This window comes from Flavobacterium sp. HTF, from assembly GCF_003105115.1.
Classification (GTDB): Bacteria; Bacteroidota; Bacteroidia; order Flavobacteriales; family Flavobacteriaceae; genus Flavobacterium.
The window spans coordinates 1-15,112 of sequence record NZ_QETH01000096.1 but is presented as its reverse complement, the minus strand read 5'-3'; the positions used below and the strand labels follow the sequence as shown (position 1 = coordinate 15,112).

General features: G+C 34.3%; 13 protein-coding genes and 1 tRNA gene. 2 read left to right on the top strand and 12 right to left on the bottom strand.

What is annotated here, in order from left to right:
• From DCO46_RS23095 to DCO46_RS19385, 5 genes are all read right to left on the bottom strand, one after another.
• The coding region (locus DCO46_RS23095) for a hypothetical protein (protein WP_207784981.1) at nt 1-234 on the bottom strand (234 nt) is incomplete at its 3' end.
• Between the two features lie 304 nt (nt 235-538).
• Nucleotides 539-612, bottom strand: a tRNA-Ile gene (locus DCO46_RS19400).
• A gap of 146 nt (nt 613-758) precedes the next feature.
• A complete protein-coding gene (gene mce, locus DCO46_RS19395; protein WP_116754139.1) occupies nt 759-1,163 on the bottom strand; it encodes a methylmalonyl-CoA epimerase in 405 nt (134 codons plus the stop codon).
• 23 nt (nt 1,164-1,186) lie between these two features.
• On the bottom strand, nt 1,187-3,544 hold the full coding sequence (locus DCO46_RS19390) for a hypothetical protein (protein WP_116754138.1): 2,358 nt from the start codon (nt 3,542-3,544) through the stop codon (nt 1,187-1,189).
• Nucleotides 3,504-4,508, bottom strand: a complete 1,005-nt coding sequence (locus tag DCO46_RS19385) for a hypothetical protein (protein ID WP_116754140.1) — start codon at nt 4,506-4,508, stop codon at nt 3,504-3,506. The genes DCO46_RS19390 and DCO46_RS19385 overlap by 41 nt, the downstream gene beginning before the upstream one ends.
• A gap of 167 nt (nt 4,509-4,675) precedes the next feature.
• Here DCO46_RS19385 and DCO46_RS19380 point away from each other — a divergent pair, with 167 nt between their 5' ends.
• Nucleotides 4,676-6,364, top strand: a complete 1,689-nt coding sequence (locus tag DCO46_RS19380) for an Ig-like domain-containing protein (protein WP_116754137.1) — start codon at nt 4,676-4,678, stop codon at nt 6,362-6,364.
• On the opposite strand, the gene DCO46_RS19375 is transcribed toward DCO46_RS19380, so the two are convergent.
• The 6 genes from DCO46_RS19375 to DCO46_RS19345 all read right to left on the bottom strand — a co-directional run bounded on the left by DCO46_RS19375 (nt 6,361) and on the right by DCO46_RS19345 (nt 12,756).
• Complete coding sequence (locus tag DCO46_RS19375; protein ID WP_116754136.1) at nt 6,361-7,128, bottom strand: nitrilase family protein; 768 nt, start codon at nt 7,126-7,128, stop codon at nt 6,361-6,363. The genes DCO46_RS19380 and DCO46_RS19375 overlap by 4 nt on opposite strands.
• Nucleotides 7,129-7,162: 34 nt before the next feature.
• Nucleotides 7,163-7,933, bottom strand: a complete 771-nt coding sequence (locus tag DCO46_RS19370) for a DeoR/GlpR family DNA-binding transcription regulator (protein WP_116754135.1) — start codon at nt 7,931-7,933, stop codon at nt 7,163-7,165.
• A 309-nt stretch (nt 7,934-8,242) separates the two neighbouring features.
• Nucleotides 8,243-9,082, bottom strand: coding sequence for a hypothetical protein (locus DCO46_RS19360; protein WP_116754133.1), 840 nt, complete (start codon nt 9,080-9,082; stop codon nt 8,243-8,245).
• Nucleotides 9,083-9,236: 154 nt separating this feature from the next.
• Nucleotides 9,237-9,983, bottom strand: coding sequence for a succinate dehydrogenase/fumarate reductase iron-sulfur subunit (locus DCO46_RS19355; RefSeq protein ID WP_116754132.1), 747 nt, complete (start codon nt 9,981-9,983; stop codon nt 9,237-9,239).
• A gap of 95 nt (nt 9,984-10,078) precedes the next feature.
• On the bottom strand, nt 10,079-12,079 hold the full coding sequence (locus tag DCO46_RS19350; RefSeq protein WP_116754131.1) for a fumarate reductase/succinate dehydrogenase flavoprotein subunit: 2,001 nt from the start codon (nt 12,077-12,079) through the stop codon (nt 10,079-10,081).
• Nucleotides 12,080-12,090: 11 nt separating this feature from the next.
• Entirely contained in the window at nt 12,091-12,756 is a 666-nt protein-coding gene (locus DCO46_RS19345; RefSeq protein WP_116754130.1) for a succinate dehydrogenase cytochrome b subunit, read from the bottom strand.
• A 356-nt stretch (nt 12,757-13,112) separates the two neighbouring features.
• Here DCO46_RS19345 and DCO46_RS19340 point away from each other — a divergent pair, with 356 nt between their 5' ends.
• Entirely contained in the window at nt 13,113-14,474 is a 1,362-nt protein-coding gene (locus DCO46_RS19340; protein ID WP_116754129.1) for a hydroxymethylglutaryl-CoA synthase family protein, read from the top strand.
• 264 nt (nt 14,475-14,738) lie between these two features.
• On the opposite strand, the gene DCO46_RS19335 is transcribed toward DCO46_RS19340, so the two are convergent.
• Nucleotides 14,739-14,921 carry a hypothetical protein gene (locus DCO46_RS19335; RefSeq protein ID WP_116754128.1) on the bottom strand — a complete coding sequence of 61 codons (183 nt, stop codon included), beginning with the start codon at nt 14,919-14,921 and terminating at the stop codon, nt 14,739-14,741.
• Nucleotides 14,922-15,112 lie beyond the last annotated feature (191 nt).

The window sequence follows — 15,112 nt, the reverse complement described above, 5'->3', positions numbered from 1 at the left end:
TTGATTTTTTAACCAATTGTTTAAATAACTATTAGAATCATTACTAAAATATAATTTTGCATATTTTAAAATAAAATACTGTTCTCCTATTGAATAATTTGAGAGATTGTTCTTGAAGTAATTAAGATTTAAAGAATGTTCTTCTAAAAGAATATGAAGAAACTGAAAGACCTTAGAAGCTGATTCAGGAGATAAGTCAGTTATTTCTAGTTTAATTCGATTATATTTAGTCATAATGAGGACTTTTAAAGAGACTTCTTTAATTTGTAAAGTAAGTTCAAAGATAAAATATATTAGTTGACGAAAATGGAAACATTTTCGATCTCTTTAGAGTAAGTTATCTAAAGGATAAATAGTAAAATTAGTTATGGAAATTGATTATAACAATATCATTTCAAAATTAATTCTGAAGAACTCATATTGTTTAATAAAATCAATGGGGGCAAGGTTTTCCGAAGAAGTTTGAGCATATGTTTGAGCTCTAATAAAAAAGCCTTAACAATCTCTAGGATTATCAAGGCTTTACAAACTTTCTATGTGGTCCCACCTGGGCTCGAACCAGGGACCACCTGATTATGAGTCAGGTGCTCTAACCAGCTGAGCTATAGGACCGGTTTGAGGATGCAATATTACTACTATTTTTCGTTCACTCCAAATATTTTAAGGTCTGATTTGTATTTAATTTCAAATACCCATTGCTATTTCTCAAAACTTAATTGATTTTCAATAGCTTATTTAGAAGACACAAAATGATTTTTTTATTTAATTTCCTGACAAAGCTCTACCAAAACCCCGTTTGTATTCTTCGGATGCAGGAAAACTACCAGTTTATTATCGGCTCCTTTCTTCGGAACTTCATTGATTAGCACAAAACCCTCCCCTTTTAAACGTTCTGTTTCTGCATAAATATCGGCAACATCAAAAGCGATGTGATGGATTCCTTCTCCTTTTTTATCCAGAAATTTTGCAATCGGACTTTCAGGATTTGTCGCCATCAATAATTCAATCTTGCTTTCGCCGGTTTGAAAAAATGAAGTCAAAACACCCTCGCTTAAAACCTCTTCTGATTTATAGGATGGGACGCCCAATAATTTTTCAAACAAAATATTAGCGTGCTCTATATTTTTTACGGCAATTCCGATATGTTCAATTTTGTTTACCATTTCATTTAATTGTTTAAATCTCTTTATTGATTTACGTAGGTATTAAAATAACCGCATTCTGCAATTACATCCTGATAGTATTTGGTATCTGAATATTCTTTTTTCAATGTTTTAAAACCATTCCAGGCAATGAAATTTATTTTGTCATCTTCAATATCCCAATAACTTTTCACACTATTATATTTCTTATTATAATAATCGTTTCTTTCGCATTTGGCCATCAAATAAATACATTTTGCTTTTTGCTCTTTGGTTGTGGCCGCCTCAAATGCTTTTTGATAATACATTTTTGAAACATTACAATTGGTAATCATTTCCTTCATTTTATCCCTAAACGAATACGGACTTGATCCATAACCCACAATACTGATTTCGTAAAATGTTCTGCCGTTTCCAAAATGGGTGATATTATAAAATGCATTTCCCAGCAATAAACTATTGGTATATACGTCTTCTTTTTGGGCTAATTTATCCTGCATGTCTTTTATGGTCGTCAGGAATTCTATCTGAGAATATTTTCTTTTCTGATATGCAACATGGTCGCAATCGTGACAATCTTTAATATTTCCGTTAAACGGATTTCCTAAAAATGTATAATACTGCACAGAATCTGTCTGTTGTATAAAGGCAATTGCTTCCGGGATTTTGTTTTTGAAAGTAGCCTGAATTGCCTGAAAGTTATTGATGTCTTTTAATTTCAGATTATAGATTCCGGCAGCGATTTTCTCAATTTCTGTTTTGTTCGATTTTGCCAAAAATTCTTTCATTTTTAATACATCCTTTTCATTATCATAAAAAGAATTTCCGGCATTCCAGTAACCATATGGCGAAGTACCAAACAATTCAGCCATTACAGGATCTGATTTTGCTTTGTAAAGTACTGCCAGATAATTCTTGCTCCATTGTGCCGCATTCTGATAACGAAACTCCTGCCCTTTGTAATTTTTCGGAAGTTCCTGATACAGCCAGGTCAGATCAGCCAAAACGGTTTTTACATTAGAATCTGTAAGTTTGTCAATTTTGCTTAAATTATTTACAAAACGCAGTAAGCGCAGCTGGTTTGTTGCCAGTTCGGTTTTTGGGAGTGTTTTCTGGGATTTATCAAAATTCTTGTCTGCGTTTGCAAAATCCCCCTCCAAAGTTTGCAGGTACCCCAGTGCCATATCCCACAAATACGGTTTTTCGGTATTTCCTGCAGCAGAAATTTTCGCAATCAAATCAACCGCTTTTTTATCAATTTTAGCCTGATTTTCTGTTCGGTTTTCTGCAATTGACTGCGATTTTACAGGCAGATTATCTCCCTGATTTTGCTGAAACGAATTATTAATTTTTTGCTCCAGGGAATTTACCAGTCTGGTGGCCAGATAATTCAAATGCTCGCTTTTCGGATTCAGTTCATAAATTTTCTCAATAGCCTGTCTTTCATCTTTATAATATCCGTGTATTGCCCAAAGTGCGGCTTTCTCATCATTATTTTTTGCCATAGCCAGTGATTTTGTCCAGTCACTTTCGTTTTTGGGATGAAAACTATAGGCGGTCACTATTCTCATTTGAGGGCATTTATTAAAAACCTGAGCATAGATATAATTTGATACTGCATATTTTTTCTGCTGATGGTTTATTCCGGCTACATAAGCAAGTGCGCGGTAATACAAAATATTTTTTGGCGCAGCACTTTCTGTTTTATTAAAAAACAAAATTGCTTTTTGTTTATCGTTACTATAAAAACGGGCTTTCATGGTAAGAAACCAATAACGGTTTTTCAAAAATGGATCTGATGTTATATTGTATACATTCTCAATGGACTGAATCATTTTTGAGTCATTAAATGTTTTGGCTACAACGGGATCATAACTCCAATAATCTTCTCCAATCGAAACTGTTTCTATCTTTTGCGCCAAATACAAAAACTCGATAAAACTTTTGATTTTTTCATCCTTAAGGCTGATTTTCTTTCCCCATTTTAAGGAGGTTTTATTCTCTTTTTTGGTTTTTACATAAACATGAAGCTGCTCTATTTCTGTTTTATTGGCTGCAACTTTATCTCTTTCCCCATAATATTTTGGCGATTCTTCTCCAATAAGAAAATAGCTGATTGTTGCCGTATCCGCTTTTCCTTTAAAGTAAGTTTCCCAGTCTGATTTTATGCTTTCGTTGAAACGGGAATTATGTTCAGTATCAAAACCAATTCCGTAAAAAATCCCGCCTGATAAAAAAAGGGGCGAATAGGATTTATCTGCAAAGGTTTCCGGTGTAAAATTAGAGTTGTAACCAAAAAAATCCCAATCGTCACCGCCTGCACAGGCATAAATTATTCCGTATGCAAAAAGTAAGGTGGTACTAAAAGCAAGAAACAACTTGTTCAAAAATATTCTTTTCATAGTTTTTTAAATTGAATTGGTCTAAATCGTAAAATATAATTTCTTTTGGCGGCTGTGCGAGGTTTTCTTCCAGTTCGTCGGCCATTTGTTTTAAATCATCCGCAGTAATTCCTTCTATTTTCAGCAAATCATTTTCTTCATAAAACACTCCGTTTTTATAATTTGATTTTTTTACTTCAAAAAATACTGAACTTAGCTGCTCAAAATTTTTATCGTTTTTAAGTTCGTTTATATTTAATTTGGATCGCAAACCTATTACTTTCTGATTTCTGATATGAACTCCCCATGAATATATGGGCAATGCAATATCCAGATGAAGCGGATATTTTTTTAAACTCTTTAAATATTTTGCTGCCACATTCCGGTCATAAATTGAATTTAAAGAATCTGCTGCTATTGCTCCCATGTTATAATACATCAATACGCCCGAATCTACATTTGGTATTTTTGTTTTCTTAAAGTATTTTACCTGATGTAAACGAATAGTTGCCGATAATGTTTTATGCGAGAGTTTTTTAAACCGCTCAACAAATTTGAGGTAATTGTCTTTGCTCTTTAATGTCCAGTCGCAGTCGATCTGAATTTCCGTGCATTCGATTTTGTTTTTTGCGTTTATCTGATCGATAAAATGAATTGTTTTTTTAGCCAGATCTTCAATATCCAAATTAGGCTGCAGCATTACTTTGTTCTGGATAAAAATGACCGGAACAATACTGTATTTACTAACATCTTCCTGAAACCGGACCGGACTAATTGGGATTGGCTCTTTGGTTTCTGCCTGCAGACCTATATCAAAATATCTGACATATAGTTTCTGAACAGCATTTTCGGTTAGGATTTCATTTTCGCTTTTGGAGAATTTGAGTATCGTTTTCCAATAATAAAAAGAAATTTTCGGCTGTTCGCTCTTACCACAGGAAACCAGTAGAAAAGTCAGCAATACCAAATAAAATCTTTTTAACAAAACACGGGAAATTATATTCAAAATCAAAAATAAGAAATTATATCAAAAGGATGGATTCAAAATTTAAAAAGCATTAATCATAAACGCCAAAATCCTAATAAATGGATAAAAAATTTCAATTAAAGCAAATATAATCGTTATTTTGTGCAATCAAATTCAAAACTGTTATGTTGAAAAACAACTTCAAATATATTTCATTTTTACTGGTATTTTTAATGTTTGGATGCGCCAAAAGGGGCAGCATTACCGGGGGGCTAAAAGATACACTGGCTCCTGTTTTAGTATCAAGTTCTCCAAAAAACCTAAGTACCGATTTTAAGGGAAATGAAATTACATTGTATTTTGATGAGTATGTAAAACTTAAAAACATAAATAAACAGCTTATTATTTCGCCTCCAATGAAACATGAGCCGTTGATTACGCCTACAAATGTCAGCAAATTTATAAAGATCCAGATCAAGGACACCTTGCAGCCCAACACGACTTACAGTTTTAATTTTGGGCAAAGTATTACGGACAATAATGAAGGAAATGCGCTGAATCAGTTCAAATACATTTTTTCTACCGGATCTTATATCGATTCCCTTACACTTGACGGGAAAATAAAAGATGCGTACGAAAAAAATGTAGATAATTTTGTATCTGTAATGCTTTATGAAGTAAATGATAAGTTTAAGGACTCTATGATTTACAAAGAAAATCCGAGATATATTACGAATACTCTGGACAGTATGAGAACTTTTAAATTTGAAAATTTAAAAGCCGGAAAATATCTTATGATTGCGCTAAAAGATAAAGGAAGCAACAATAAATTCAATCCAAAAGATGATAAAATAGGTTTCCTGAAAAATTACATAACGGTTCCAAGCGATACGGTTTATGAAATCGAATTATTTAAAGAAACGCTTCCGCTAAAAGTCTTCAAACCTATTCAGGTCTCAGGAAACAGATTATTGCTTCCGTATGAAGGAAAGCAGAATTTTAAAAATTCTTTACCAAAGATTGTTCTTAAAAACAATACTGAAATATTGGAAACAATTGTAACACAGTTTCCTAAAAAAGATTCGCTCCAGATTTGGTACAAACCCCTAAAAGCCGATTCCTTATCTCTTGAAGTGGAAAAGGATAGTTACAACAAGAAATTTACTTTCAGGATTAAAGACCAGAAAAAAGATACTTTAAATATAAAAGCTCTTCAGAGCGGGGTTATTCATTTTAGGGACCGATTCACATTAGATACTGAAACTCCACTGGTTAAATTTGACAAATCTAAAATTACATTAGTCAATAAAGATTCGGCTGCGGTTGATTTTACGACAGAATATAATGAGTTTGAGCAAAAGCTGTATGTTGATTTTAAAAAGGACCCTTCTGAGAAATATAATGTTACATTCTTTCCCGGAGCTCTAACTGATTTTTACGAAAAGACCAACGATACTTTATCTTATAAGCTGACCACCAGAGAAGTTGCCGATTACGGAAATTTAGTATTGAATTTAAAAAATGTCAAGCGCTTTCCGATTATTGTTGAATTAACCAATAAAAAAGGTGATCAGGTTCTCGCAAGTGCTTATTCTGAAGGAAAAACTACGCTTGAATTTAATTTGGTTCTGCCAGATGCATTTACAATTCGTGTTATTTATGATGACAACAAAAATAAATTGTATGATACCGGAAGCTTTTTGAATAAGACATATGCGGAGGAAGTCTTTTACTATCAGGATGAATATGATGTACGTGCCAATTGGGACCGTAACGAAACCGTTGACTTAAGCATTCCTTTTAGCCCCGAAGTAGAAAAAAAGAGAGATGATAAGAAGAAAAAAGACGAAGAAAAAAAGCGGAAAGCTTTCTAGATTTTAATTTCGAACTTATCTTTATCACTCAAAAAATCCAGTTTTCTTCTGGTTTCAAGCATTACATTTTTATCCAGTTCAACCACAAAAACACCCGCTGTTTCTTGTGGTTCAAGAATATAATTTCCTAAGAAATCAACAACCTGAGAGTGGCCGATATGTTCGTAATCATGAATATCCAAACCAATTCTGTTTACGCCGACAACATAACTCAGGTTTTCTATTGCGCGTGCCTGTAGCAGCGCATCCCAGGCATTTGTACGGACTTTAGGCCAATTGGCCACATACAAAAGCAGGTCATAATTTTCGACATTTCTTGCAAAAACCGGAAATCTCAAATCATAACAAATTTGCAGGCAGATTTTCCAGTCCAGATATTCTACAATTACTTTTTCAGTTCCGCTACTGTAAAATTTATCTTCTCCGGCCAGTGAAAACAAGTGTCTTTTATTATAATGCTTAATTTTCGCGTCAGGAAAAACAAATAGCATCCGGTTATAATACTGATTATTTTCTACAATAATCAAACTTCCTGTTATGGCACAGTTTTTTTGTTTCGCCAGTGACTGCATCCACTTAACCGTTTCTCCCTGCATTGTTTCAGCTACAGCCGGAGCATTCATCGTAAACCCTGTTGAAAACATTTCCGGAAGAACAATTATCTCAGTATCATCAGCTATTTCATTTATTTTAGATTCAAAATTGCTTCTGTTTTGCGAAGGATTTTCCCAATAGAGATCTGATTGTATTAAGGCAATTTTCATGTTTAAAAAATTAGATTAGACAATAAAACCTGCCTTATATCAGAACCAAATCTGATTTTCCATAGGGCTTTAATTCTTCATTATCCGGATTAAGTTCCGTAATGATATAATCAATTTCTGAGACATCGGCGATTTTCATTTTCAAAACAGTATTCAATTTTTCTGAAATGGTCAAAATCGCGGTTTTTCTGGACGCCTGGATCATGGCTTTTTTAACCTGAACGGTTTCCCAGTCAGAATCTGAATAACCACCATCAACGTCCAAAGCATTTGTACCAAGCACTAAAAGATCTGCTTTGATATTGGCCAACTGATGAAATACTTCACCACTCACGCACATCTGACTGTAAGACGAAATACTGCCTCCAATCATGATAGTTTTAATATTGGGTTTATCCAAAAGCTGTACGGCAGACAAAGCTGTGATGGTAAAAACAGTAAGGTTTAAATCATTTGGTATTAATCGGATAAATTCTCTGATTGTAGTTCCACCGTCGACAATTATAACCATTCCGTCATGAAGAAGATCTACGGCTTTTTGTGCAATAACCTGTTTTGCTTCGACCGCATAAGTTTGATTAGACGAAGAATAATGATATCCTTTGGTCATTGCGCCCCCTTTTACTTTTATCAAAAGGGAATCTGCATCAAGTTCATTAATATCACGGCGAACAGTATCTTCTGAAACGCCAAGCTTAGCCGAAAGAGTTTCAAAACTTACACGCGTATGTAAGTTGATTTCTTTTAGAATGTGATTTTTACGTTCTTCCTTGCTATAATTTAAAACTTCATTTTCAGTACTCATGCCGATTGATTTAGTACTTACAAAAATAAACATTTCATTACTAATTCACCGAAACAAAATACAGTATGAGTTAAAAAAAACACAGGCACTTTTTTTTTGGCTCTTTTATAACCTTTTTTATTTACGCTGCTTTATAATTTCAAAAACTACTTGTTATCAAATCATTATCAAAATTATTTAAACATATGTTATAAATTATTTTATTCCTTTTGCATTTTATTCATAAATAAAATAATTTCACTGCGTTATTTGGATAAAATTTTAAACGTATAAATTTCTAAGGATAAATTCCCGTAAAGGATAAATTTATTAAAACTTTAGATTGGCTTGTTTTTGTTTTTTTAAGGTGCTTGTTTTAGTTTTACCTGCATTTATGGTATCAAATGCTATATTGTAAGTCACTCCTTTAAAAACTTCTTTCATTTCCATTTTTACAGCACTGATGTATGTTATCTCAAATTCAACGTCACCATCCTTGTCAAGAACCCACGGAGCGTATTCTATTTCAGTAATTACTATCTTGGTTTCCTCTTTATCCTGCCATTTCCATTTACCAAATTCTATTGAACTTCCGGCATTTTGAGATTTGATACTGAAAGTAGTAAAGCAAGTTCCTGCTTTAGAAAAATTCACTAAATTGAGTGTATCTTTAATTGGTGAAGTTTTGGTAAAATTCCATGTATTATCACATAACATATCCGTATTGGGAGTACTTGTAAATTCGGCGGCCTTAGTAACTTTTAACTCATAAGTATAAGTATCCGACCCTTCGTATTTAATTGAAAATTTGACATTACCAGGATCACTGTCGTCTATTTTTATTGTCCCAAAATCTGACAGCAAAAGAATATCAGTATCCAAAATTTCATAAGTCCCAAAAACAATAATTTCTTCGGCAGTTGCCTGTTGTTTTGATGACAGTTTCTTTTTAGAAGTTATGCTGTTTTCATTTTTCGTAATGATATAATTTCCGTTAGTATCAAATTCAATTGATTCGAATTCATCAGAGTTCTCTACAATCCACTTTTTATTGATACTTTCCTTCGTATTATTTTCATTTTTAGTATCTTCTTTAGAACAAGATAAAAACACAATTATAAGAAGTAAAATGCTGATGACCGGACTAAATTTTCTCACTATTAGGTTCATTATATTAAACGATTTGATTGTTTATAAACAAACCCAAATTTATCGTGATTGCATTTGGTACACATCACTATTTTTAGTGATTTAAAAGAGTCCTGTAAAGCAAAAAACGCATTCAACTTAATGAATGCGTTATTGATATATAAACAGGATTATATTATCCTTTTAAACTTGCTGCTAAATACTCACGGTTCATACGTGCGATATTTTCAAGAGAAATTCCTTTAGGACATTCTACTTCACAAGCACCTGTATTGGTACAGTTTCCGAAACCTTCCAAATCCATTTGGTGAACCATGTTTAAAACACGGTCAGTAGCTTCAACTCTACCTTGTGGTAACAATGCATATTGAGAAACTTTTGCAGAAACGAATAACATCGCTGAAGAGTTTTTACAAGTAGCAACACAAGCTCCGCAACCAATACAAGCTGCTGCATCAAATGATTTATCTGCATCGTCTTTTGGAACTGGAATTGTGTTTGCGTCAATTGTATTTCCTGAAGTATTTACCGAGATAAATCCTCCTGCATGCTGGATTCTGTCAAAAGAACTTCTGTCAACAACTAAATCTTTAATTACAGGGAAAGCTTTTGCTCTAAATGGCTCGATAAAAATCGTATCGCCATCTTTAAACATACGCATGTGCAACTGACAAGTTGTAACTCCTCTGTCCGGTCCGTGTGCTTCTCCATTGATGAATAAAGAACACATTCCGCAGATTCCTTCACGACAATCGTGGTCAAATGCAACTGGCTCTTCTCCTTTGTTGATCAGACCTTCGTTAAGAACATCTAACATTTCAAGGAAAGACATATCCGGTTCGATTCCATCAATAGGATATTCTACAATCCCTCCTTTATCTTGGGCGTTTTTCTGACGCCATATTTTTAATGTAAGTTTCATACCTTTTTCGTTTGAAAGTCATAAAGTCGAAAGTCGAAAGTCGCTTGGCACATTTTGCCTTTTGACTTTAAGACTTTGGGCTTTCGACCAAATTCTTATTTATAGCTTCTTTGAACTAATTTAATATTTTCGTAATTAAGAGCTTCTTTGTGTAATACTGCGTCACTTGGTTTTCCTTTGTATTCCCAGGCTGCAACATATGCAAAGTTATCATCATCACGAAGTGCTTCTCCTTCTTCTGTCTGGTATTCCTCACGGAAGTGACCACCACAAGATTCGTTACGGTGTAAAGCATCTTTCGCGAACAATTCTCCTAATTCTAAGAAATCGGCAACACGGGTTGCTTTTTCTAATTCCTGATTAAATTCGTAAGCGCTTCCAGGAACTTTTACATCTTTATAAAACTCTTCACGTAAAGCGGCAATTTCTTCGATAGCTTCAGTTAAACCCTGAGCGTTACGAGCCATACCTACTTTATCCCACATAATTTTACCTAATTTTTTGTGGAAATAATCTACAGAGTGAGTTCCGTTATTATTGATAAATTTATTAATCTGATCAACAACCGCTTTTTCAGCTTCAACGAATTCCGGTAAGTCTGTAGAAATTTCACCCATTTTAATATCCGGAGCTAAATAATCTCCGATAGTATATGGCAATACGAAATATCCGTCAGCTAATCCCTGCATCAAAGCAGAAGCTCCAAGTCTGTTTGCTCCGTGATCAGAGAAGTTAGATTCTCCAATTGAGAAACATCCGGGAATTGTAGTCATTAAGTTATAATCAACCCATGTTCCACCCATTGTGTAGTGAACTGCCGGGTAAATCATCATTGGCGTTGTGTAAGGATCCTCATCAACGATTTTGTAATACATCTGGAATAAGTTTCCGTATTTACTTTTCACGATGGCAGCTCCTAATTTAGTAACCAAAGCAGCATCTTTATCATCTAAACCTTTTACATAAGCATCTTCAGTTCCGTAACGTTTAATTGCTGCTGCGAAATCTAAGTAAACCGCTTCACCTGTTTTGTTAACTCCAAAACCGGCGTCACATCTTTCTTTAGCTGCACGGGACGCAACGTCACGAGGAACTAAGTTACCAAACGCAGGATATCTTCTTTCTAAGAAATAATCTCTGTCTGCTTCAGATAAATCTGTTGCTTTTTTCTTTCCTTCACGAATTGCCTGAGCATCTTCTAATTTTGCAGGAACCCAAATACGACCATCATTACGCAGAGACTCAGACATCAAAGTCAGTTTTGACTGGTGATCTCCTGAAACCGGAATACAGGTTGGGTGAATTTGTGTATAACAAGGATTTGCGAAAAACGCTCCTTTTTTATGAATTTTCCAGGCTGCTGTTGCGTTACTTCCCATAGCATTTGTCGAAAGGAAAAATACGTTTCCGTATCCTCCTGAACCAATTACCACTGCGTGAGCAGAATGTCTTTCTATTTCTCCTGTGATTAAGTTACGGGCGATAATACCTCTTGCTTTTCCGTTCACGATTACTAAATCAAGCATTTCGTGACGGTTGTACATTTTGATTTTTCCACGGCCAATCTGACGGTTCATTGCAGAATAAGCTCCTAACAATAACTGTTGTCCTGTTTGTCCCTGTGCGTAGAATGTACGGGAAACCAAAGTTCCCCCAAAAGAACGGTTATCTAAAAGTCCGCCATATTCACGAGCCAATGGCACCCCTTGAGCCACACACTGGTCAATAATATTTGCAGAAACTTCAGCCAAACGATGAACGTTTGCCTCACGTGCACGGTAGTCACCTCCTTTTACAGTATCGTAGAACAATCTGTAAACCGAGTCACCGTCACCTTTATAATTTTTTGCTGCATTGATTCCCCCTTGTGCTGCAATAGAGTGCGCACGACGAGGTGAATCCTGAAAGCAAAATGCTTTTACGTTATATCCTAATTCTGCCAGAGTAGCCGCAGCCGAACCTCCAGCCAAACCTGTACCAACTACGATAATATCAAGATTACGTTTGTTAGCAGGGTTTACTAAATTAATATGATCTTTATAATTTGTCCATTTATCCGCTATAGGACCATTTGGAATTTTTGAATCTAATGCCATTATAATTGATATTAATTATTGAAATGATGAAATAATGCGATAATTACAAAAGCGGCCGGAACTACAACTGCGAACCCGTAACCTATTTTTGATAAAAATCTTGAGTATTTGTTATGCATCCCCATTGACTGAAGGGAAGATGCAAATCCGTGCCATAAGTGAAATCCTAAAAGAATAAAAGACACACAGTATAACCCTGTACGTACAGGACTATGAAATTTATGAACCAACTCGCCATAATACCTTGTAGCATCCGGAGCTGTACCCGCTACATATTTATAGCTAAGTTCAGGAAACCAGAAATCATAAAAATGCAGTCCTAAGAATGCCAGAATAACCAATCCAGAAATAATCATATTTCTAGAACTCCAAGAAGCATTTGCAGCTCCGTTGTATTTTGCATACGAAATTGGTCTTGCAGCGCTGTTTTGAGCAGTAAGTACAAATCCCATTACGAAGTGCAAAATTACCCCGAATGCCAAAACTGGTTGCATTACATATTGTATCAACGGATTGTAACCCATAAAATGAGAAACTTCGTTGAAAACATTTTCACTCAAAATAGAAATAAAATTTAAGGAAACATGCAGCGCTAAAAACGTGATTAAGAATATTCCCGAAAGAGCCATTGCTACTTTCTTTAAGATGGAAGCATTCAACTGTGCAGATTGTGCCATAAGTGTTTAAGTAGTTTGTTTTAAAAAATTAGACAAAAATAACTCAATTACAAAAGAACTACAACCATTTCGCTGTTATTTATAATGATTTTAAAATAGCCTATATCTAAGTATTTTTACGTACAAAAACCAGATTGCTTAAAAATAATTTAGTATAAAAATTTCAACAACCTGCTTTTTAAGCCTTAGAAACAAAACACCGATCTAAGTAGATTACCAAAAATTTATCATATTGTTATTTTATCCAAAGTTTTAATTTGTTTTCTTCAAAAGTGATTACCGCCAGTAATTTTGTCCGGGCAAAAAATTGTCAGTCCATAACATAGTTTTACCTTTAGCGGCTCAAAAAAATAAGAATGAAAACAGGAATTGATGCTATCTCTTTTGATGTAGCAAACATACATTTACCCATAAAAACTTTGGCGAATGCCAGAAATATTGAACGGGAAAAATTAGAAAAAGGTCTTGGATTACTTAAAATGACATTTCCGGATGTTCATCAGGATGCGGTTGTTTTTGGAGCAAATGCTTTGACCAGACTGATTACTGATAATAAAATCAGCCTAAAGGAAATAAGCCGGATTTACGTTGGTACCGAAAGCGGCATTGACAGTTCAAAGCCAATTGCTTCTTATTTAATTAATCTGATGGAGCAAAAATTTGGCGAAGATTCTTTGGCAGAATGCGATGTTGTCGATTTTACGTTTGCCTGTATTGGAGGTGTTGATGCTTTGCAAAATTGTCTTGATTTTGTAAAATTATATCCGACTAAAAAAGTGATTGTTGTTACCACTGATTTTGCAAAATACGATTTAAATTCGGGCGGAGAATATACACAGGGTGCTGGAGCTGTTGCCATGTTAATTTCTGCAGACCCAAAAATTATTGCTTTTGATGACAATTGGGCCACAAGCACAAAAGGTGTTTTTGATTTCTTCAAACCCTACAGAACTATTTCAAAAGAAGCTATTACACAAAACCAAAACAACGATTCCTGGTTTGATAATTTAGAAGCTGAAATCGAAATTCATAAAGATCAGCCTGTTTTTGATGGTCAGTATTCTAATCAATGTTATATGGACCGTACGCGAAATGCTTACTTTTCATTCAAAAAATTAAAAAATACTACCGAAACTTTATACAACACCTGGCATAGCATCGTGATGCACTTACCATATTCTTTTCAGGGAAGAAGAATGTTATCTGAAATCTACGCTTTGGACAGTGCCGAAAAAATCATTGCCGACGATATAGCAGCTGCAGATTATCAGGTTAAAATTAAAGAAGTGGCAAAATCTGAAGATTACAGAAAGTTTGTGACCGAAAAATTACAACCTGCCGAATTGGCTTCTTCATTAATCGGGAATCTTTATACAGGTTCTATTTTCATGGGATTGTTATCTACTCTGGCTCATTTTTATGATACTAAAAAAGAAGTTGCCGGAACTAAATTTGGCTTTTTAGCTTACGGAAGCGGATCGAAATCGAAAGTTTTTGAAGGAACGATTCAGCCGGAATGGAAATTGGCTTTGGAAAACGTAAAACTTTTTGAAAATTTATCTGAAAGTGTAGAAATTGATTTCAAAACTTATGAAAGCCTTCATAAAAAAGAACAAAAACAAAGCATCAGAACTCCGAAAAACGAATGGGTTTTGGATCGAATTGAAAAAGAAATGCCTGTTTTGATTGGGGCGAGATATTATAAATGGGTGGATTAAAATTACAATTTTTGAAATTCCAAATTCCAACAAAAAACCGAAGCTGTTGCTTCGGTTTTCTATTTTTATACCGCACAGTTTGTCATCCTGAGCGAAGTCGAAGGAAGGTAAGTTAATCAGCAAAGATTGACGATTTTGCATGTGGAAATCTCTAGTGTGATTCTTCGTTCCTCAGAATGACAAGATTACGTTTAAAAACCTTTGTCAAAGTTTTAAACTTTGACAAAGGCCGCATGACATTCAAATAATTTTCTAATTAAAAACTCAATCCTTTTTATGCTGTTCGGTATAATTCTGATTTCCTTTAATTCGGGTATCTTCGGTGTGCATTCCATTTGCCATTCCTAACATAAAAGCTGTTATTACAATTACAATTTTTCTTTTTACCCAATGAAGAAGCGGTCGCTTGGATTGCTCCAAACGTGTTTGTTTATTTTGTTTATACATTTTGAAAATGATAAATGATTAGACATTATGGTATCATCTGTGCTTAGAAATAAATTTTCTTAAGCGTTGTATAAACTTTTAGTAAAGTGTTTTGAAATGATTATTTCATTTATAAAAACAAATTGATTTATAAATGAGGTTAGTTTTTGATGAAGCAGATTTTGCAGTTTCAGCAGTTTTTTAATTTGAAA

Coding starts and splice junctions, on each gene's coding strand:
- DCO46_RS19375 (WP_116754136.1), bottom strand. CDS start 7,128: ATGAAAATTGCCTTAATACAATCAGATCTCTATTGGGAAAATCCTTCG.
- DCO46_RS19335 (WP_116754128.1), bottom strand. CDS start 14,921: ATGTATAAACAAAATAAACAAACACGTTTGGAGCAATCCAAGCGACCG.
- DCO46_RS19345 (WP_116754130.1), bottom strand. CDS start 12,756: ATGGCACAATCTGCACAGTTGAATGCTTCCATCTTAAAGAAAGTAGCA.
- DCO46_RS19340 (WP_116754129.1), top strand. CDS start 13,113: ATGAAAACAGGAATTGATGCTATCTCTTTTGATGTAGCAAACATACAT.
- DCO46_RS19355 (WP_116754132.1), bottom strand. CDS start 9,983: ATGAAACTTACATTAAAAATATGGCGTCAGAAAAACGCCCAAGATAAA.
- DCO46_RS19390 (WP_116754138.1), bottom strand. CDS start 3,544: ATGAAAAGAATATTTTTGAACAAGTTGTTTCTTGCTTTTAGTACCACC.
- DCO46_RS19350 (WP_116754131.1), bottom strand. CDS start 12,079: ATGGCATTAGATTCAAAAATTCCAAATGGTCCTATAGCGGATAAATGG.
- mce (WP_116754139.1), bottom strand. CDS start 1,163: ATGGTAAACAAAATTGAACATATCGGAATTGCCGTAAAAAATATAGAG.
- DCO46_RS19370 (WP_116754135.1), bottom strand. CDS start 7,933: ATGAGTACTGAAAATGAAGTTTTAAATTATAGCAAGGAAGAACGTAAA.
- DCO46_RS19380 (WP_116754137.1), top strand. CDS start 4,676: ATGTTGAAAAACAACTTCAAATATATTTCATTTTTACTGGTATTTTTA.
- DCO46_RS19360 (WP_116754133.1), bottom strand. CDS start 9,082: ATGAACCTAATAGTGAGAAAATTTAGTCCGGTCATCAGCATTTTACTT.